This window comes from Limnobacter sp. 130, from assembly GCF_902506325.1.
Taxonomy (GTDB): Bacteria; Pseudomonadota; Gammaproteobacteria; order Burkholderiales; family Burkholderiaceae_B; genus Limnobacter.
In genome coordinates this window covers 17,161-36,574 of record NZ_LR732328.1, presented here as the reverse complement: position 1 = coordinate 36,574, position 19,414 = coordinate 17,161, and the positions used below count along the sequence as shown (strand labels likewise).

The window sequence follows — 19,414 nt, the reverse complement described above, 5'->3', positions numbered from 1 at the left end:
GAAGTTTCGCCACTCAAGACAAAGCCAAAATGGATTGGCTATACTGACTTTCCTGCACAGGTGTGCGGCCGAAGTATCGTTTGAATTCTCGACTGAATTGTGACGGACTCTCGTAGCCCACCATGGCCGACACCTGGGCAGCACTGATGCCTTTCCTGATCATCATCAGTCGAGCCTGATGCAGCCGGATTGCCTTGATGTACTGGATTGGTGTATTCGATGTCACCGACTTGAAGTGTGCGTGAAAAGTCGGCACGCTCATATTGGCTTCTTGAGCCAAAGTAGCGACATCGAGTGCTCGATGGTAGTTTGAGTGAATCAGTTTCAACACTTTGGCCACCCGTGATAAATAGCTGTCGCGCGAAAAAGCAAGACGCAAGCTTCGGCCCTGCTCGCCCGTTAAAACCCGGTATGTGATTTCCTTGATGACGGAAGGACCCAGTACGCGTGACTCGGTCGGAGACTGTAATATCTCAAGTAACCTGAAGATTGAATCACCTAGCCTGGCGTCAATTCGGGATGCGAACAAAGGTGGCACAGCTTCGCCCTGATCCACGACAGATTCTTTCAAATCCAATATCAGTTCAGCAGCCAGTTCAAACTCCACACGAATGATCAAACCCAAAAGCGGCTTCTCTGCAGTGGCCTGGGTTTCAACATCAAACGGAAGGGGAACAGACACCACCAAATAATGATTTGCATCGTAGGTGTATGTGTTCCCATCGTGAAATCCATGTTTTGTACCCTGAATGACAATCACAATACTTGGCTCATAAAGAGCGGGCATTCTGGCCAATGCCCCGTTGCAGCGCATGAATGTTACGCCGTTCAACGCTGATTCAGAATACCCCTCTGTGGTCGCCAATTGCTGAATCATGGCCACCATGCGAGGGTGTCGTAACCCAAATAATTTGTCAGTCATATCAACCGCCTTCGCGAATGTACCAATTGCTTGTTAACGATATCACTCGCAGTCCTTAAGAATATTAAAAACATACTTATAGGCAATATTCCAAGAGGAATCTGCATAGTCGTAATGAAGCTCAACCCCTAACATGGAAGTTCAACTTTCTACTTAATTCAAGGGGTTCTGTGATGCAACAATCGTTGGCAAGCAAGACAATTTTAATCACTGGTGCAAGCAGCGGCATTGGTGAAGCAACAGCGAGGTTACTGAGCGAGCAAGGTCATCGACTTGTGATCGGCGCGCGACGTACCGATCGACTTAAATCCATTGCAGACAACTTGAACTGGAACGGCGGTCAGGTTGTGTATCAACAAATTGATGTGACACGGCTGACAGACCTTCAGGAGTTCGTGGATCTTGCGGTCCAGACATACGGTGGCGTCGACGTCATTATTAACAACGCGGGCGTGATGCCGCTCTCGCCAATGAATGCTCTGAAAACAGACGAATGGAATCAAATGATCGATGTCAACATCAAGGGCGTGCTGCACGGAATTGCGGCTGTCCTGCCGATCATGAATGAACAGAAGAGTGGGCAGATCATCAATATTTCTTCGATTGGTGGACTTTATGTGGTGCCGACAGGTGCGGTGTATTGCGCCACAAAGTATGCAGTCAGGGCGATTTCAGACGGCTTGCGACAAGAAAATGATCGACTTCGCGTGACTTGCGTTTATCCGGGTGTGGTTGAATCTGAGCTGGCCAATAGCATCAGTGACCAGGCTGCAGCTGCAGCCATGAAAAACTTTCGGGAAATCGCCTTAAAACCAGAAGCAATCGCTGCAGCGATCGCTCACGTTATTAATCAGCCCAATGATGTGGACACCAGTGAGATTGTCGTCCGCCCCACGGCATCACCTGCCTGAAGACGCCAATTAAGACGTTAAACCCAGCACTTCATCAGTCAGATTAATTAGCCATGATCTGGAATATCTGGCTCAACCAGCTTGGCGAGTTGTTCAAGCGATTCCTGCCAGCCCAAGTAACACATCTCGACCGGAATAACAGCGGGGATTCCTTCTTGAACAATGCGTAGTTCCGTGCCGCAAACCACTGATTTAAGCTCAACGGTCACCACCATTTCGCCGGGCAGGTTTGGATCGTCAAACTGGTCGGTGTGGCGAATGCGCTCATTGGGTACCAATTCCAGGTATTTCACTGTAAACGTGTGGCTACCGCCAGAGCTAAAGTTGTTGAACGACATGCGGTAGCCACCACCCTCGCGCACATCGATTTCATGAATGGTGCCAATGAAGCCATAAGGCGGGCTCCAGTACTCCAACGCACTTTTGTCGGTAAATGCCTTGTAAACCCGCTCTGCTGGGGCGCGCAGTACCCTGTGCAACTTCACTGTTCCTGTGCTGTTCGACATCGTAGTCTCCTTGAAAGTTGTGCCTACCTAAGTAGTCGAATGGGGTATGGTGAAATCGACAGTTGTACGGAAAATTTATTTATCGGGTATCAATTGCCCAATATGTGCTTGGCCTTCAGGGGAAGCCAGTACCAGAAACAAGGCTACGTTCAAAAACACTGTTACCCAGAAAATAAATCGAAACGGGGCCTTGTTTGATTTGTGCCTAAGCATGTGTTGAGCAATCAACGCCCCAGGCCAACCACCCAGCAAAGACAACCAGTGCAGGGTGCTCTCAGAAGTTCGCCAGCGCCCTTTCCTGGCTGCTGATTTGTCCATGGCATAGGTGACATAAGTCAAAGTGCTGGCAAGCACATAGATCAGAGCCAACAACAGTGGTGGCCTCCAGAGCAAGCTAACCACACCAAACAAAAACACAAAAGCGGGAATCGCTAAAAATGATCCGGTCTGCCACTGCGCGGGGGCATCTGTGCGTTCACGTTTGTTTCCAGAAACGGGGCGCGAGAAATGAACATTCTTGGCTCTTGGTTTTCCCTCGGGGCTTAGCTCAAGGTCGAAATAAACACGTTGGTTTACATGGGGACGAATGTGCCGAGAATTGAATGCAGTTGCATGAACAAACACCTCGACTTGACCTTCATTAGACTGAATAAAGCCAAACCCACGGTCATCATTCCAGGTTTTTATGGTGCCTTCGATATACATAAAATTTAACGAGTTGGTGATTGGTCAAAATGCCCTGCAACCCAAGTACCACCACCGGTGAACACATTAATCAACAGCGGTTGAAACCTATCCAGGGCTTTTGCAAATTGCGCATCATCGCTTTGACCTTCTTCAAACTCATGCCACAGGGCGCTGAGTTCATCGCCTTGGGCAGCCGCATGCTCTGAAAGAATGAGGGCATACATGGCCAAGTGCCATGAATGCTCCGCTGAATTTTCTTTGCGGCTTTGATCCAATAAGGGGGACTGGCGAAGCACCCTCTTTAGCTTGTCTATTTCACGCAGGAAATTGAGTTGTTGTTCCAGCTTGTTTGATTTCACTATCGTCCTTAAAGGAATACATCATATTACTTCGTCACAAAGCAGCCGTATAACGCCGATACACTGATTCAACTCTTCGCCTTCACCCGAATCTCCAAGGCCCTGGCATGGCCCTTTTTGGCATGGTAACGAACCGCATGGCGAACCACCCACTTCAATTCTTTCGACGCACCTTCTTGCAACCAACGCTCGCAAGTTGAAAACGCAATCTCGGGGTGGTCTTTTGCAATGTCGCCAAGGTGGTTGGCCACACTGCGGCGCACATACAACGATTCGTCGTTTTTCAAAAATTCCAGTATGGGCAATGCAGGCTCTGGGTTGGCAATAAACGATTGAATGCGTTTTCCCCAAGGCAGCTTGGGGCGTGTGCCTTCACTGCACAACCGCCTTACATGCGGGTTGGGGTCGCTTAGCCACTTGTTAACCTGTGCCAAGGTGCGTTCTTGCTGGTAAATGAGAAAGGGGCGAATGGCAAATTCGGCGGTGAAGCGCATGGTGAGCTCACGCAAGGCTTGCATGGACACATCAAACGGGTCTTCGCCATTGTTGTAGCTTTGGTCCAAGCCGTAATCAGCAATAAAAAAGCTGTGCGGCAGATAGAAAAACCCGGCCAACCCCAGCGAGCCCACTTCGGTTTCAGCCGGGGTGAATGAGTCGACAAGAATAGACACTGCCTGAGTGTAATTGGCAGGTAAAAATTGATGTAATGATTTAGCAATGTGCTGTGCACGCTGCATCAGCTCTAGCGGTTCAAGGTTAGCCAACGCGTGCTGGCAAAATGCTTCGGCCGGGAATGCCTTGTGAACGTAAAGAATGTTTCGCGCCAGGCATTCGATCGATTCCCGGTTCAGCAACACTTTGAGCGGTGTGCCCTTCTGAATGGCGTTGGGCGCCGTTGGAACAGCGGGAGCAAGGGGCTGCATCAGCTTTCAGATTCAAGAAGAATTTTTAATGTGTGAAGATCCGCTGCAACGGCTCGCGCGTCTTCCTCGAATTGCTGTTGCGACATACCCGGTTGCTGAAACAATGTGAAGGTGAATTCGCTGCCCTCACCATTGGGTACAACCCGCATTGGGTTGTGCACCACCACGCCCGAATCAAGCTCCACATCGTGATCGAGAACACCGAAATTATTCAGTGGTACAAACCTGATCTTCACCTTGCCGAAAGGCGCTTCGACCACCCAGGCATCTCCTTGTTTAGTGACTTCAGAGCGGGCCAGGCCAGCAGCCCACGCCGGAAGATTTTGGGGGTTTGAGGCGAAGGCATACACATCGCCCGGGGTTCGATTGATGAAGGTGGTGATGTGTTTAACTGAATCCACTTACTTTACTCCCAGCGATTTATTGGCAAACCAGGCCAAGTTAATATCATGCTTCTTACTGCTGAAGAATGGTAACAAGATACGCAACATACACACCCAGCAAGAAGACACCCCGCTTTCGTTGAATGAAGCCGTTGCGCGGAGGATAAACGAACGCCACCGCCACAAGGCCGAACACCAAGGCAATGGCCACTTCGTGCCAGGGAACGATGATGGGATGAATCATGGCCGCAACGGCGACGATAAAAATGCCATTGAAGATATTGCTGCCCAGAATGGTGCCCAAGCCAACTTCATCATGACCACGAATCTTGGCCATAACCGTTGTTGCAAGTTCCGGCACCGACGTGCCAATTGCTACGATGGTTGCACCAATGATGAACTCATCCACACCAAAAGCAACCGCGATGCCCCTTGCCCCGGCAACAATGAAATTCCCGGCTGCAACCAAGAATACAAAACCGGCAAGGCAAGAAACAACAACCAACCACCGACGTTGTTCGCCAAGAACGTTCTCTGCTGCGCTTCGTTGCTTTCTTGCTTCGACAACGGCCGCCACGATCCAGGCAATGAACATGCTGATCATCAAGAACCCATCGACTCGGGAAAGCTCACCATCAAGAAACAAAACAGCTGTAAAAACAGGGATCAGCAAAGCCACGGGGAAGTCCCGCTTTACGCTGTCTCGAGGGCTTTGAATTCCGGAAATGATCAGTGCCAGCCCAAGAATGAGAGCCACGTTCACCACGTTACTTCCAAGCGCGTCGCCCAAAGCAATTTGAGGCTTTCCCACCAAAGCGGAACTAATCGAAACCGACAGCTCCGGGCTTGATGTAGCTAACGCGGCAACGGTGACGCCGATGATGCCTGGAGAAACTCGCGCCCAGTGGGCCAATCCAACTGAGCCGCGAACGAACAACTCACCACCGAGGCCAGCGCAGACAACTCCGAGAAGTAAAGCTGTGTAGTCGTTCATGACAGTTTCAGAATTTAAATCATCAACAATTCAAAGATAAGCCATTCGATCAATTTGACATATACCTTGCTTAATCAACAAAACCCGAAAACCACAATCAGTCTAATTTTGAGCAACAAGCGGCGAAACATCACCCTGTATTTGAGGGGTACCGGCAAACTCCAATTATTCGAAGTACTTCCCAAAAGTCAGCAGGATTAAGCTCAATGGCAACATCCCCGGAATGATCACCAAGCTAAGGGCAAAAAAATGAAGAAAAAAGTCAATCACCTGCAAAGCTGCCCCCTGTCGCAAACTTACTCAAATGTCACTTTATGCAAAGTTCCTACTGCGCTAATGACTACCCAGCCAACCATTGAAACGAAAGCATCAAAAGCAGTGCAACCACTGCAGCTAGAAGTGCCACAGTGCGCGCGAGAAAGTAATTTTCATCGCCTACACTTAAGCATTGCCACCAACCTTTGCGACAATTGCAAGTATCGCCATGGTGATACAAAATAAATGCAGATAACCGAGCACGCCATATACGAAAAATCTGCAAGCAATGTTGAACCCGAATGGCACTTGCTTGTGCATGTCACCGAATCCTCGAACCCTACGAAACCAAGGTATTGAAATCGCTATTGAGAACAACAAAGTCCGAATCCAGCTGGATGGAAAATATCGATACGCAACCGATTCAAACTCGCTGAAATGAGGTGGGCGCACATATTGATCAATAACAGACCGCGGCGTTAGCCAAGTCAGAAGGACCATACTCAGAATGAGTAACACTGGAATGATCAATATGCTGAAACCCATGATCCAGACAATTACATCGACTATTGGCATAATTGACCCACCCCCGAGGCACTAACGAGATCCATTTGATTACCAAATTGGTCATAGAAAACCTTTCCTCCAGCTTTCCCAGCCTCTTGTGCAAAGTAGCCGCCCATTGCGGAAGCGACCAGTGCAACACCCCAGCCCACGGGACCACTTACGACGAACGCCCCTACAGCCAAACCAGCATAAAAGCCTCCAAGAGCACCGAAAACAATGCCAGTTCCATCCACCCACAGAACCTCATTCTTCTTCTGAACACTGCCGGCCGAAGCAATCTTTCCACACGCCCCCATCGCTCCAAACGTCGTCAATAACAACCCACCCCCTTTCGCAAATTTGCTCAACTTGGCCATTCTTTCCGCATGCTTTACAAACACCGGCGAGGGGTTCACGCCCACCGCCCTGTTTTGGTAAAGCAGGTTGAACGAGTTCTGCCCGCCGTGCATGTGCCTGCCCATCCAGCCCAGCTTTTTAAGGTAGTTATTCAGTACCTCTTGCTGGCGCAACTGGTATTGGCGCACGCTCAACCGGCCAGCCAATCGCTCGGCATTCAGCTGTTGCAAACGGCCCATCACAGCGCGGTTTTGTACGCCGCTTAAATAACCCAGCACGCCCAGGCCCAAGCCTGCAAAATCGGAGACATGCTGAGTGTCGTTGCTTGCCCGGGCCAAAAACTCATACACACCGCGCTCGGCTGGGTCGGTGGGTACAAAGTTGCGTGCCGTGTCGATCAAGGCAAACTCGCCGCCGCCATTGACCACTTGGCGAATCCGGGCCTTCGCCACCTCGGGGTTCATACACAGCAGCACATGCGGGTCGTGTGAAATAAAATCAAGCGTGCGCGGGGCCTGGCTGCCCAATGCCATACGCGGGTTTTTCACGGTGGGGTTCAGTGCCAGCAAATAATCCAGCAGCACTGAAAAAACCGGCTCTTGCCCTGGCAATATGCCGTAGCTGTGAGTAATCACATCGACCAGTGAATGTTGCGGTAGGGGTATGTAGAAAGCTGGCTGGGTTAGCGACAATTTGCCGAAGCTGGAATTGAACATGGGCTAAGCAGGGAAGTGAACAACCTGCCATTCAAGCCCGTGGCGGAAGCTGTGTCAAAAAGCGGGGATTTGAATCGCTAGATGTAGGTAGTGGCGCGGCTGGCGGGGATCGAACCTTCGGAGGCCAAGGGGAAAAGATGTATCTCATACAACTTACATTCACTCTAAACGACGTTAATTCGCGCTTTTCAAGACGATGTGCATTTCTATGCTTTGTTGCTTTCACACACAAACTGTGAGATAACACCATTTAACGTCTCGGTACTATTTCGCTATTTTTGTGGTTTTTGGAGTCTCGGCCCACTTTGCGGCACATCCGTAGGCGACTGAATTTTGTTCGTCACAGACTTTTCAAAGTCACTGCGAGACCACAATGAGCAGCAAAACCGACCAAACCACACCCAGCTTATTCAGTGACTACATCGTCTATGTCGACGAAAGTGGTGATCATGGCATGCAAAATTTGGATCCAAACTATCCAATTTTCGTCCTTGCCTTTTGCATATTTCACAAAAGGCATTACGCCAATCGCGTTGTTTCCGCACTGCACCAATTCAAGTTCCAGCACTTCGGTCATGACTTGGTTGTACTACATGAACACGACATCAGAAAAGAAAAAGGCGTATTCACCTTCAAAAGCAAGCTGCAAAAAACCAAATTCCTGGACGAACTGAGTCAACTAATCAAGACCCACAACTTTATTCTGGCTAGTTGTGTCATCGACAAATCAAAACTCAAAGGCTCGCCTGACCAAAACGAGAACCCCTATCATTTGGCACTAGGCTTTTGTTTGGAGACACTCTATGAGTTCCTGCAGGAGAAGAGCCAACACAAGCAACTCACCCACGTAGTCTTTGAATGCCGAGGTAAAAAGGAAGACGACGAATTAGAACTCGAGTTTCGTAGGATGACCGATGGCGCAAATCGCGTTGGAATCAACTTCCCTTTTGAGATTATTTTTGCGGATAAAAAGGTGGATTCCCCTGGCCTGCAACTGGCTGACCTCGTCGCTAGGCCGATTGGCCTTAACATTCTGCGCCCCAATCAACCAAACAGTGCTTTTGAAATCTTGAAGGAGAAGTTTTATTGCTCTGGAGGTCGAAAAAACGTCGGGCAAGGATATGAGAATTGGGGCTTAAAAGTTTATCCACCCCAAAAAAGCGAAAAGCCCCGATGAAACCCACCGAGGCTATAGCGCCGACCGGGAGCCCCCAATCCACTTGCTTGAAGTGTAAGCGATATAGCTTGTTCAAATCAAGTCTTCTCGGTGCAATCGTAACGATATTTGCAACGAAGTTGTCAAGCTGGGACACCTCCATATGAAAAATATCCCCAACTGGAATCCAAATCTAATCCAAGACTGTGGTCAGTTTGAGGATGCGCTTTCAGCGGTAACCGACAAAATAGACCTTCCCGCTCACTTTGTAACCAATTTAAGACGAAGTTGGGCAATCGGGGAAGATCTACGTCTTCATAACGGGCTGCGTAATCATAAGGTTGAATCGGAAATTACTATCCCATTTGCGGGAGGGGGCTTTCTCCACCACTGCCTTGGCTGGCTATGTACTTCGCGATACAGGGAAACTTTACAAGCATGGTCGCACACGGACGATTTTTACAGAAACCTCCACCATCTGGTGCATATAATCCGACGCTATGATGCTTTCGAGGCATGTGATCGGCAATTTCAAACTATCAACACGAAACGGCCAATTTTCAGGGCTCAGCCAATTTCACGCGGTGAATACCCAATTGTTGAGCTGCTTTTTCAAAGTTGGCAGCAGCATCCCAATTTCGGCTATACACAAACCGCTTTGCTAATATTAAAGAAGTTGTTTGAAGGCTATTGCTTCAGCCATGGGAGAGTGATATTTCGCATGCCCCATCTTAAATTTCTCAATGAGCTCCGGCAAACGTTTGCGCCAGTAAACGAAAATCACAACCGTGATTTTCTAATCCATCTATTCCAACGCTTCGACAAGCCATCGAAAAGTGAAAAAGCATTCAAAGAAAAGTTGGAAACTGAACTTCGCCTATCAAGATCAACAACTGTTCTTCCAAACGATAACGAAACGAAATATCAGAGAAATATTCAGAAGATCTACTTGAATTTCTTTTCTCCTTCTGCAAAACCTGTTCTTTATTTTGGTCCAGACTCTCCTTCAGGGATCCAGTCCCTGAATTTGAATAGGTACAGGATAAACGATGACGATGGCAAAGAAGTCCGGAAATTAAAAGCGCTTTTTAAACAGAACTTCAATAATGCGCAACCGAACGATCAATCTGGTTCGAATATTGAAAGCCATACCAAGGGACAAAAAAACAACAAACAAGATGCCCCTGAACTAGAAGCAAAAGCCATTGGGCAGGTACTGCTAGATTTCAACCTTTCGACCTATTTCCCGACCAACCCACACTTGCCGCTTCAGGCTGAACATATCGCGGCCTACTCAACCCTGGAGACCGGGCGCACCAACGAAATCACCAATGACACTTTAGCCGACCTGTTAATTTGGATCGGATTTCAAATCGGTGCCAACCCTGAAGGTGCGTTAGCACTTAGAGTCCATCATCTGCCAGAACCGGAGTTTGGACTCATGGACGATCTATCGGCGATCTGGAGATTGCGTCCATCACTACAGCATATCGGCAAAAAGACTTTTCTTCATTCATCGCTTTTGCCGTCCGATAAGATCGAACGAAGATCTCTACCCACCAAACTCCAACACTTTCTAAAGGAGCAATGGAATATTCAAACCCATGAGAGCCTCTACGATCTGGCGATTGAGAAAAAGTTCGATCCTGAGAAAATTGATCGGGTAAAAGTTCACTTCGGGTTTGAATCGAATGCCTGGCTGCAAAGCAGCCGACGATTAATGCTCCTTGCACAAGGGCATCCAGAATCAGCAGCAATTTTGATACAAAAAAACGCTCGATCAGAGCTCCCTTCGAAATGTGCTTACTATTCAGTAATCCACGGAGAGAAAAACGTCGCTGGCTCCCCTTACGCTTTTGATCTTGAGAAATTTAGAGCCGATATAGCTATCATGGTTAGCCAATTAGAGCATGCCATAAACAGCAAATCACTTTGCATGTCTTGGAATGCTTGGGTTACCTACTTGATCTTCCGGATCTATCTAACAACGGGCGGGCGACCAGTTAAAGATGCATATTGCGATCTTGATTTATTCACAGACACTTTTGATCTCACGATTGTAGATGACAAAGATGTTTTACTAAGGGAGCCAAGACGTGTGGTACCACTTTGTGAATCGCTCGCTGATGAAATTGGCATCACCTATCGAAATGCTCTTAAACGCCTCGCCAATCTACTTCGAACCAACACGCCTAAGCTTGCGAGACAAATCGAATCGCTTCTCGTCACGCCAAGCCTTTCAAACACTCAAGGTATCCCATTTTTCTTTTTCCTGAGAGAAAACGGTATTCAAGGTATTTCTGCGGATATAACACTCCTTGAAAATTTCGATACCTTACAGGCCAATTTCTTGCGTCACTTTGTCAGTAACCACTGCGAAATCACCGATAGAGACATTGTGGATGGACTATTGGGCCATGAAAACGACAAGATTCCAGTTTACGGCGCATCAAGCCTCAGAACAATGAATAAGGATCACCAACGAGTTCGTGACTTTGCAGATAGGATCTTAAAGTTCCTAAATATTAGTAATTCCATTGATTTTGAATTCAGTAGCAAAGACGTTGATGTGTGGGGGCAGTCGATACCCAAACGCTTTGGCTTGCAATTGCGAAGGACAGAACATAAATCATTACATAAGGCAATTGCAGAAAGGGCCTACCAAGATGCGCTATCGATCATTGAAGGCTTGCGTCCTGAAGAGAAGACACAAGATCGAATTGATAAAGCGCTCACACAAGCCCAATTGGAGTTGAGCAACCGGATTCACTTTGACATTTATTTTTACAAGTTAACCCGGTTTCTTCGAAAGATGGTACCAGGCCTGGACATGAAATCCTTCTCGCATGCTGGTCGTACCGTCAACGAGAGAGTACCGATCGACTTTTGTAGAAAATATTCGGAATATCGAGCGTCTCACCCTGGCGTCATGGAGATCCTTCAATCCAACATACAGGCAAAACAAAAGGTCAATCTTGAATTTCTATTCGCACTCTCTCTAATCAAGCTAAATGGCATTACCTGCAAAATAGCAATTCAGCAGGTTCTAAAAGGAAATTACCTGCTGGGAACAGTATCCGATAAAACATTTATCGATATTCATTTTGTCGATACGCAGCCCCATCCGCTCGCTTCGGTCAGACGGCACGAGCTTCATCGCCTGTCCATTCACTATTATGAACGGCTGGTCAATCAACTAAGCTTTCGCCAGAGCAGCAATAATTTAGAAAAACTAGGGCGTGACCTGCAGGCTAAGATAAATCGCCTCGGAGTCAGTAGATCATCGCTTAACACCAAAAAAGACCTACTTTATTATTTCGCTGAAATTGAGCAATCCTATCAACTATACGAATTACCCGGTTGTCTGGCTGCGATTGCCTCAGGCGACACCAAGCATCGCAGCTCAAATTATCTAAGCTTTCAACAACTCTCTGATCCTGACACAGATCACGTGGCAAGTAACGTTCAACTAGCGCGCGCATCTGAGTATCTCTCGCATGAAGTTATGGCGACCGATGCGATTGCATATCTCAATACCGGTAACCAAGCCCCTCTTCCTTTGCAAGCGACTTCGACAAGCTCATTTGTCACCTGTACAGAACTAGAAATTAAGAAAAATTTTTCCGGGGACAAGAATGACCCAGACATCGAGGAGAGTTACACCTCGGATACTCCCACTGACTTCCATGGACCAGAGCTATTGTACAAGTCTGTCGCAGGCCATATTGAAGCAATCATGGATGACACCCTTGGCGCGATACTAAGACTAAGTACAGAAGTCGCCACAAGACCCTCTTTGTGTAAATCGGCACTTTTAAGCTATGCCAAGGATATCGAAAGTAGAAGGCCCTCTGGACGAAAAAGTTTGGCCAAAAACACTAAGCTCAATTATTACGGAAGAATAAGGAATCTTTTTAAAGAGACCAACCTCGAGCACGAAATCGATGAAGAACAACTCGATGAGGCAATTGAAACCGTAAACGGCTACCTACTGGACAGACAACAGATCCTGCAATCCGCTCATGACGACCTGCGTCAAATTAGAGACTTTTTCTCCAAACTAGCAGAACTGAATCCTTTGATGTCCGTGAAGTTCGACAGTATTGGTACGGTTTATAACCCAGCCACACATCTCTTTTCTCAGAAAGAACTAAATCTGATCTTTAAAAAAATTCAAGAAACCCAGCCCGAAGCGGTTCAAGCAATTTTTGTTCTTCTTCGTCGTTTTGGTCTGAGGAAAACTGAGTCTCTCTTTCTAAAGCCCGTCAATTTGCAGCTTCTAGATACTACCCCGCTGCTCAGGGTGGTGGGCGATTCTGTATTTAGGCCCAAATTTCCTGCTTCCAATCGCTATGTGTTCTCTCAAACTAAAATTACAAGTGAGGAGAAAGGGATCCTTCAAAGAATAAAGCACCGAGCAATCACAGCGAAAGCAAGTTACCTTGGCGATTTGATTCAGTCCTCTGCGCGCGAGATTAGTTTGCGTCTAAACCAAATCATTCGAAATGTTACTTTCAGAGGGAGTATTCACACCCTGCGACATACCTTTGCTGACGAACTGACATATGGACTTTTTGAGAGTGCAATTTGCTGCAATCCTGACAATCCGTTAACCGGCGAGAGATTGATTCATACAACACCCGATAACGTGAATCGCAAAACACTATTTGTCGCGAGCAGAATTCTCGGGCATGCAGGAACAACCACGCTACTAGAAACCTATTCACATCGCGGGTTTGAGGTTATCGACTCCTTTTACAACAGTCAATTTTGTGAAGGCGCGCTCGGGAACACTGAAATTCAAAGCGAAAGTTTCGCCTTCTCATTGGCTTCAAGATACGGCCTTAAAGGTTCAGCTCATCAACTCGATGAGCCAATAAATCTGCGTACTTTTAACGTCAAAGACTACCTTCTCGGATCACTTGATTACCTCAACCAATCTAGCGATACGATAAATCCTTGTTCCACTGCCAACCTGAAAATCGCAAGCCGGCTCTATCATCTTAAAAATATCTTTAGATCATTTCCGCCTAACCTACGCCCTGCCCGCTTCGCTCACGCGAAAACGAACGGCATTTTCCTGAGCCGAGCCTTCTACGAACGCCTTGAAAAACAATTACCCGATAATGCAGATACTGCTGACTTGATTCACCGAGTTCAGGCGACGCCTGCAAACACATCGGACATATTGGCCCTTAAACAAATTCCATTTGAGCTCAACTCCAACTTTGACCCACTCGGTAACTTCACAGAAGATGCTCATTATGTGATCCGCGAGTCGATGAAAGAAAAAGATCTTGTGAATCTCATTCACATTTTAGACCTACTTCAATTCCTTGGATTCGACTCCAAAGATCTATTTTTTTGGTCAAATTCTCACAGTCAAAAATGCAATATTCGGAACGTCTTGACAGATCTTGGACTTACCACTCGATTCAGGTTACCAGTTGGCCCAGTTCGTCAAACAGTCAAGTTCAATATTGAACTAGAGACAGTGTGGGTCGTTGGTGTCAAACGTCAAAAGAAAGACGTTCCTTTTTCGAATACTGAGTTTTTCTGGATTGGATTGATCGTACATCTGTTGGCAGGAGGCTACTAAATGACTTTCTATGTCGTTCACAAACTTAGGGTGAAAAATCCTCAATCGCTGACGGAGGGACAGGCGTCTGAAAGCACCAAATTATTCAAAACAATGAAGGCTTTACTTTTCCACAGAATTGCCGCGACGTACAGAGATCAAATTGACAGGTCAATTGAAGTCGGCAACTTGCTCAGCGACTCAGAAAGTGACCTCCGCCATTGGCAACTTGTCTTTCACATCTCATCGACAAAGGAAAATGAGGAAGCGATTTTCGAACGGCTGGATTGGATTGATGATCACATTGTCAATATCGTATCGAGCCTGCCGGGCGTTGTGTTCGAACCAAAGCTCAATAGCATTCACCGTATAGTTAAAGATGACCGTACTACACTTGATCATTCAGCCAAAGAAATAATCACCCAGCAGGTTCACGAATTTATTTTTGAACATCTAGTCGAACACAACCAAATCAAGCTAAATAAATTTTCTGGCCTGGACACAAACACCGAACTTACGATTCATCTCGCAGAACAGGTAAGCGGGCCCGAGGACACGACTCGCATTTTTAAATTTAAAGGACGAGTCACAAGTTATGATTTAAGCCAAAAAACAATCAAGGCATTACGTAATGAACCTTCCGATTATCAGTCTAAAGAAAATGAACAGCCACCAGATATCAAATTTAACGAAGATGTTGGCCCTGATGATTCATCAGGTGAGATGATGGAGACAACACGTTCTGGACCCAACTTAAAAGTGATACGAAAACAGCGCGAAGAAACTTTTTACATCAATCCGAGTGACTTCGTGAGTATCGATCATCAGGCAAAATACATGCCCTGGGAAAGAAGATTTAACATGGAAATCGAGTTCCACTATCAGGTGTTGGACACTCGTAAACAAGTTTGCCTGAGAATGGACACTACGTATGTTTGCAAATAATTTTCTGATCAGGCACACCTGGCTGATCTATTGGGAACAGTCCAGATACAGATCTTGTGAGCAACATGCTCGACGCAGCCATTGAAACCGTGGATGATGAAAAAATACCATTATTCATTCAGTCGGGGTGGTCATTATCGATGGTCTGGTTCGCTGTCTAGATTCTCAACAGCCAAAGTTAGCGTTAATACTCGGAGCATTAAAGGGAAGTTTGATTCTTCTATAAAATATGAAGCAAACGAAACCTGACAATTCAGTTGCGTTTACTCGCAGGGTTATAGCAGATATTCTGCGTTGAATTTCTATTGTCATCCCGCATCTTCAACCTAGGAGTCAGGTTAGTTGCGTCACCAGAATCTACGTACTCAAGATTTTCCATCTTTCAAATAACATTTTCACGGCTCAGTCTCTGACAAAATGAGTTGCAGACGAACGCCGATGCAAGGCACTTTAGTCTCTTTCACGATCGTGATCCTCAAGAATCATGGTTGCAGCCTTTTCTCCAATCATAGTGGCAGCGGCATTTGTGTTACCACCGACCAAGGTCGGCATAATTGAACAGTCCACAACCCGCAATTTGGCAATGCCGTGCACGCGTAAACGATGGTCAACAACAGCCATGTCATCTACGCCCATTTTACAAGTGCCCACTGGGTGATAAGCCGTTTCCGCTGTCTCTCTGACCCATTTTTGCAACTCTTCATCCGTCTGTAGATGCTGCCCGGGTGAAATTTCTTCTCGGTTCATTCCTCTTAATGCCGGCTGCGAGACAATGTTTCTTACGATTCGAATTCCCTTAACCAGTCGATCGATATCTCTTTGATGTTCCCCGTAATTTGGATCAACAACTGGCAAATCAAGTGGGTTTGAGCTTGCCAACTTAACCCTACCTTTGGATAGAGGGCGAAGATCATAAACCATGATGGAATACGCATAACTTTTCAATAGTGGCCACAAATTCAGGCCATGTCGAATGGCCGGAAGCGGAACAAAATGCAGTTGCAAGTCTTCTATTGGTTCTTCCTCGGAAGACTTCACGAAGCCACCTGACTCGGCAAGGTTACTGCTCAGCTCACCACTCTTGAATATTAAATATTTGACCAGCTCGCTGATACATCGCAACCAAGACAAAGGGTGTAAAGAGATGGGCAAACGATTGCGTGTCCGCATCACCAGAAAAACATCCAGGTGGTCTTGCAGATTCTGCCCCACACCAGGTAACTCATGTACAAACTGGATGTTGTGTTTAATCAGATCCCGCCATGGACCAATTCCCGACAACATCAATAAATGCGGCGAATTAAATGCACCTCCACTTAAAATAACTTCCTTCTTGGCCACTACCTTGCAGAGTTGTCCTTCATGAAAATACTCAACGCCAGAGGCGCTTCGACTGTCGATGCAAACCCGGGCTACTCGTGCACTAGTGATAACGGTCAGGTTGGTTCGGGACATAGCGGACCAAAGATACCCTCTAGAGTTACTCCAGCGTTGACCATCTTTGTGATAAGCGTAATACGAGCCGACTCCAGCTTGACTGACCCCGTTGAAATCGAGGTTTTCGGGATATCCCGCCTGTACGCCTGCCTCTATGAAGGCTTTTGAAAGTTTATTTTTATGGCTCGGCGAGACTATATTTAACGGGCCTTCTGAACCATGATATTTTTCCAACTCCTCTTGAGTCAAACCAGTGGTAATCGCCTCAGGTTGAAACTTTTCTGATTTCTTAAAATAAGGTAGAACTTCTTCGTACGCCCATCCTTCGCAACCTAGATACGCCCAGTGATCAAAGTCGCTCGAATGACCTCGAATATAGACACATGCATTAATCGAGCTTGACCCACCAAGCGTTTTTCCGCGTGGCTGAAACATGACCCGGTTATTCAGATGTACTTGTGGTGAGGTCCAAAATCGCCAATTGTATTTATGGCTGTGCATAAGACTAGCCATACCCGCTGGCATGTGTATGAACATGTTGGTTTTATCGCTAGGCCCTGCCTCCAATACCAATACCGTGAACTTGCCATTTTCGCTCAACCTATTGGCCAAAACACTTCCGGAGGAGCCAGCTCCCACGACTATAAAATCATATTGAGCTTGCCTGTCCACTAATTTGCTCCTCACAACTGCAATTTGATAAATTTCTGAATTAGTTCTGGCCGTATTTTGGCAACATGATTTTAAGCATCGCATCACGAACTAGCTCAGTTTGTTCCATAGGCAAAAAATGCGTAGTTCCAGCCAGAACCCTCACTTCGGCTGAGGGCAATATCTTTCCAAGACGCCTTTGCGCTAATGATGAGAAAGTTGAAGCGCGCTCCGCAGCTATTGCAACAACAGGACACTTCAACTGACGAATGCCTGGCCACGGGTTATGCTCGGTTTGAGCGAATGTGGAGCTCTCCCACAACGGTGAGCATGCAAGACGAAGACGATCTCCATCCTGTATAAAGGCATGTTGAACATAAGCCTCTAACCAAGACTCGGGCCAAGTCTTGAAGCCACCTCGACCACGATAGTTTTCCAGAGCAGAGACATAAGAATCGAACACATTCCGTCTGCGTGCGGCGCCAGCGGCCAGCGACAACCGGTGTGATCGACGCAACAGCTTGGACAACCACAACATTCGGCTTTGCCAAGAATCCATTATCACCGGCTCTAAAAGTATCAATCCCAACACTTTGTCTGGCTGGCGAGCAGCTGCCATGATGCTTGATGTAGCACCGATTGAATGACCTCCAAGCCAAACGGGTTCATCCAACTTTGCCAACAACGCGGTCAGATCTTGATAGTAGGTCTCCCAACCGCGAAATGTAGAAGCATCGGCTGCATCGGCACTTGCTCCATGTCCACGCATATCCCAAGCTATGATGTTGCACTCAACGGACAGCTCATCAAGAAGTGGCTTATAAAGACGACCATGGAAACCAGTCGCGTGTGCCCAGTGAAGCATGGGGCGTCCGTCAGACTGAGGCCATCGCCACAAGGTAATCTCTCGACCATCAGCGGCGAGAAATCCGTCTCGTTCGACCAAACATGATTTATTTGTCACCAATACCATCTTGATTCTTCTCGGAAGTAGAGAACAGCAACTGAACAACTCCGTTTGCTATCGGTGCAGTCGTGTCACCCTGCCAGCAGCTCACCCTCACCAAACTGGTACGCCGACCTTGACGCACAATCTCCGCGTTCGCGAAAGTAATTTGCGCCGTGGCTGAGCGAAGGTAGTGGATGTTGCTTCCCAGAATACGGGGGCTGCGTAGTTGCGTATCTTCTCTTTGGGCAGCGATACGCGCTGTAATCTCTATCAAGGCTCCTATTACACCGCCGTGTAGTGCTGGCAACATGAAATTGCCAATAAAAGCATCACGGTAAGGCAGTTGAACAAGTGTCGCCTCATTATGTTGTTGAACCTTAAGTCCTAAATGCCGGGAGTAGGGAATACTATCAAGTAAGGTCTGCCAAGCGGCATACTCGCTCTTTCCGTCAAATGGGGTGGGGCGAGGATGGGCAGGATCGACATTACGACTCATGCTCTTCCCCTTGAAGCCTCAGCCACTTGGAAGCGTTGGCCTTGGGTATTTCTTATAAATGTGGCACTACCTGTTGCTAGCGGAACATCATCACCTTCACAAAAGATTTCACAATAGATGAAGGCAACGTCGTCAATAAGATTGCGGCAAGTGGCCACCGCCAACAATGAATGACTATCAACAGCGGGTCTTAGGTAATCCATATGCAAACTCAACGTGGCTATAGGAGTTAGCTCCTGTGCCTCAGCGAATACCGCAAGACCGCTGGCCGAGTCAGCTAGTGAATACAAAATACTCGTGCTTACTTCCCTTTTTTCGGCATCGGCGAACATCCATGCCTGTGGGGCTAGACGCATACACACCTTGCTGCCATCCACAGAGACTACCTGCATACCCAGATCGCTATTGTGAGGGACCTGCTCGGTAAAACGCCGTGCAGTGTCTACGGCACCATTTTGTTGAACTTTGTTTGGCTCAGTCATCGGATTTGAACGCTCAGTAACATTTGAAATTGGCACAAAAATGACCGAAAGCAATTATTGTCATTGATAGTAATCGCCAAGAAATTTACACACATCTTAATTTTGGTTGGTCAACCAACTAAAGTCAAGAATATGTTCAAGCTGAAGGGCAACGACTTACT

The 19,414-nt window shown here is 47.1% G+C and carries 16 protein-coding genes and 1 pseudogene; 5 read left to right on the top strand and 12 right to left on the bottom strand.

Annotated elements, in window-relative coordinates:
- Window positions 1–13 precede the first annotated feature (13 nt).
- A complete protein-coding gene (locus FRIGORI9N_RS00145; RefSeq protein ID WP_236550761.1) occupies window positions 14–922 on the bottom strand; it encodes an AraC family transcriptional regulator in 909 nt (302 codons plus the stop codon).
- A gap of 173 nt (window positions 923–1,095) precedes the next feature.
- Here FRIGORI9N_RS00145 and FRIGORI9N_RS00140 point away from each other — a divergent pair, with 173 nt between their 5' ends.
- Window positions 1,096–1,833, top strand: a complete 738-nt coding sequence (locus FRIGORI9N_RS00140) for an SDR family oxidoreductase (RefSeq protein ID WP_159567900.1) — start codon at window positions 1,096–1,098, stop codon at window positions 1,831–1,833.
- Between the two features lie 47 nt (window positions 1,834–1,880).
- Here the strand turns inward: FRIGORI9N_RS00140 and FRIGORI9N_RS00135 are convergent, their stop codons facing one another.
- The 7 genes from FRIGORI9N_RS00135 to FRIGORI9N_RS00105 all read right to left on the bottom strand — a co-directional run bounded on the left by FRIGORI9N_RS00135 (window position 1,881) and on the right by FRIGORI9N_RS00105 (window position 7,559).
- On the bottom strand, window positions 1,881–2,339 hold the full coding sequence (locus FRIGORI9N_RS00135; protein ID WP_159567899.1) for an SRPBCC family protein: 459 nt from the start codon (window positions 2,337–2,339) through the stop codon (window positions 1,881–1,883).
- A gap of 75 nt (window positions 2,340–2,414) precedes the next feature.
- Complete coding sequence (locus FRIGORI9N_RS00130; RefSeq protein WP_159567898.1) at window positions 2,415–3,044, bottom strand: cold shock and DUF1294 domain-containing protein; 630 nt, start codon at window positions 3,042–3,044, stop codon at window positions 2,415–2,417.
- A 5-nt stretch (window positions 3,045–3,049) separates the two neighbouring features.
- Window positions 3,050–3,385 (bottom strand): HD family hydrolase, encoded by a 336-nt coding sequence (locus FRIGORI9N_RS00125; protein WP_159567897.1) that lies wholly within the window; start codon window positions 3,383–3,385, stop codon window positions 3,050–3,052.
- A 68-nt stretch (window positions 3,386–3,453) separates the two neighbouring features.
- Window positions 3,454–4,308, bottom strand: a complete 855-nt coding sequence (locus tag FRIGORI9N_RS00120) for a DNA alkylation repair protein (RefSeq protein ID WP_159567896.1) — start codon at window positions 4,306–4,308, stop codon at window positions 3,454–3,456.
- Window positions 4,308–4,709: an SRPBCC family protein gene (locus FRIGORI9N_RS00115; RefSeq protein ID WP_159567895.1), complete on the bottom strand. Its 402-nt coding sequence runs from the start codon at window positions 4,707–4,709 to the stop codon at window positions 4,308–4,310. The genes FRIGORI9N_RS00120 and FRIGORI9N_RS00115 overlap by 1 nt, the downstream gene beginning before the upstream one ends.
- Before the next feature lie 55 nt (window positions 4,710–4,764).
- Window positions 4,765–5,685, bottom strand: a complete 921-nt coding sequence (locus FRIGORI9N_RS00110) for a calcium/sodium antiporter (RefSeq protein ID WP_159567894.1) — start codon at window positions 5,683–5,685, stop codon at window positions 4,765–4,767.
- Window positions 5,686–6,506: 821 nt separating this feature from the next.
- Window positions 6,507–7,559 (bottom strand): hypothetical protein, encoded by a 1,053-nt coding sequence (locus FRIGORI9N_RS00105; protein ID WP_159567893.1) that lies wholly within the window; start codon window positions 7,557–7,559, stop codon window positions 6,507–6,509.
- Window positions 7,560–7,932: 373 nt separating this feature from the next.
- Between FRIGORI9N_RS00105 and FRIGORI9N_RS00100 the strand changes: the two genes are divergently transcribed.
- The 4 genes and pseudogenes from FRIGORI9N_RS00100 to FRIGORI9N_RS15415 form a co-directional block, all read left to right on the top strand.
- On the top strand, window positions 7,933–8,736 hold the full coding sequence (locus FRIGORI9N_RS00100) for a DUF3800 domain-containing protein (protein ID WP_159567892.1): 804 nt from the start codon (window positions 7,933–7,935) through the stop codon (window positions 8,734–8,736).
- A 142-nt stretch (window positions 8,737–8,878) separates the two neighbouring features.
- The gene (locus tag FRIGORI9N_RS00095; protein WP_159567891.1) at window positions 8,879–14,314 is read left to right on the top strand and encodes a hypothetical protein; all 5,436 of its coding nucleotides are present in this window, start codon (window positions 8,879–8,881) and stop codon (window positions 14,312–14,314) included.
- Window positions 14,315–15,238 (top strand): hypothetical protein, encoded by a 924-nt coding sequence (locus FRIGORI9N_RS00090; RefSeq protein WP_159567890.1) that lies wholly within the window; start codon window positions 14,315–14,317, stop codon window positions 15,236–15,238. It abuts the gene before it with no gap.
- Between the two features lie 26 nt (window positions 15,239–15,264).
- A pseudogene (locus tag FRIGORI9N_RS15415) lies at window positions 15,265–15,418 on the top strand (IS3 family transposase); the annotation flags it as partial.
- Window positions 15,419–15,688: 270 nt separating this feature from the next.
- Here FRIGORI9N_RS15415 and FRIGORI9N_RS00085 read toward each other — a convergent pair.
- From FRIGORI9N_RS00085 to FRIGORI9N_RS00070, 4 genes are all read right to left on the bottom strand, one after another.
- The gene (locus FRIGORI9N_RS00085; RefSeq protein WP_236550760.1) at window positions 15,689–17,347 is read right to left on the bottom strand and encodes a GMC family oxidoreductase; all 1,659 of its coding nucleotides are present in this window, start codon (window positions 17,345–17,347) and stop codon (window positions 15,689–15,691) included.
- A 40-nt stretch (window positions 17,348–17,387) separates the two neighbouring features.
- Window positions 17,388–18,191, bottom strand: a complete 804-nt coding sequence (locus tag FRIGORI9N_RS00080) for an alpha/beta fold hydrolase (RefSeq protein ID WP_201301379.1) — start codon at window positions 18,189–18,191, stop codon at window positions 17,388–17,390.
- Window positions 18,192–18,279: 88 nt separating this feature from the next.
- Window positions 18,280–18,771, bottom strand: coding sequence for a PaaI family thioesterase (locus FRIGORI9N_RS00075; RefSeq protein ID WP_159567888.1), 492 nt, complete (start codon window positions 18,769–18,771; stop codon window positions 18,280–18,282).
- Window positions 18,768–19,307 (bottom strand): PaaI family thioesterase, encoded by a 540-nt coding sequence (locus FRIGORI9N_RS00070; RefSeq protein ID WP_236550759.1) that lies wholly within the window; start codon window positions 19,305–19,307, stop codon window positions 18,768–18,770. The genes FRIGORI9N_RS00075 and FRIGORI9N_RS00070 overlap by 4 nt, the downstream gene beginning before the upstream one ends.
- Between the last annotated feature and the right edge of the window lie 107 nt (window positions 19,308–19,414).

Bases quoted from the DNA above. Each gene is read 5' to 3' on its own strand.
- FRIGORI9N_RS00090 (WP_159567890.1), top strand. From the start codon at position 14,315: ATGACTTTCTATGTCGTTCACAAACTTAGGGTGAAAAATCCTCAATCG.
- FRIGORI9N_RS00145 (WP_236550761.1), bottom strand. From the start codon at position 922: ATGACTGACAAATTATTTGGGTTACGACACCCTCGCATGGTGGCCATG.
- FRIGORI9N_RS00075 (WP_159567888.1), bottom strand. From the start codon at position 18,771: ATGAGTCGTAATGTCGATCCTGCCCATCCTCGCCCCACCCCATTTGAC.
- FRIGORI9N_RS00135 (WP_159567899.1), bottom strand. From the start codon at position 2,339: ATGTCGAACAGCACAGGAACAGTGAAGTTGCACAGGGTACTGCGCGCC.
- FRIGORI9N_RS00080 (WP_201301379.1), bottom strand. From the start codon at position 18,191: ATGCTTCACTGGGCACACGCGACTGGTTTCCATGGTCGTCTTTATAAG.
- FRIGORI9N_RS00095 (WP_159567891.1), top strand. From the start codon at position 8,879: ATGAAAAATATCCCCAACTGGAATCCAAATCTAATCCAAGACTGTGGT.
- FRIGORI9N_RS00130 (WP_159567898.1), bottom strand. From the start codon at position 3,044: ATGTATATCGAAGGCACCATAAAAACCTGGAATGATGACCGTGGGTTT.
- FRIGORI9N_RS00140 (WP_159567900.1), top strand. From the start codon at position 1,096: ATGCAACAATCGTTGGCAAGCAAGACAATTTTAATCACTGGTGCAAGC.
- FRIGORI9N_RS00110 (WP_159567894.1), bottom strand. From the start codon at position 5,685: ATGAACGACTACACAGCTTTACTTCTCGGAGTTGTCTGCGCTGGCCTC.
- FRIGORI9N_RS00105 (WP_159567893.1), bottom strand. From the start codon at position 7,559: ATGTTCAATTCCAGCTTCGGCAAATTGTCGCTAACCCAGCCAGCTTTC.
- FRIGORI9N_RS00120 (WP_159567896.1), bottom strand. From the start codon at position 4,308: ATGCAGCCCCTTGCTCCCGCTGTTCCAACGGCGCCCAACGCCATTCAG.
- FRIGORI9N_RS00100 (WP_159567892.1), top strand. From the start codon at position 7,933: ATGAGCAGCAAAACCGACCAAACCACACCCAGCTTATTCAGTGACTAC.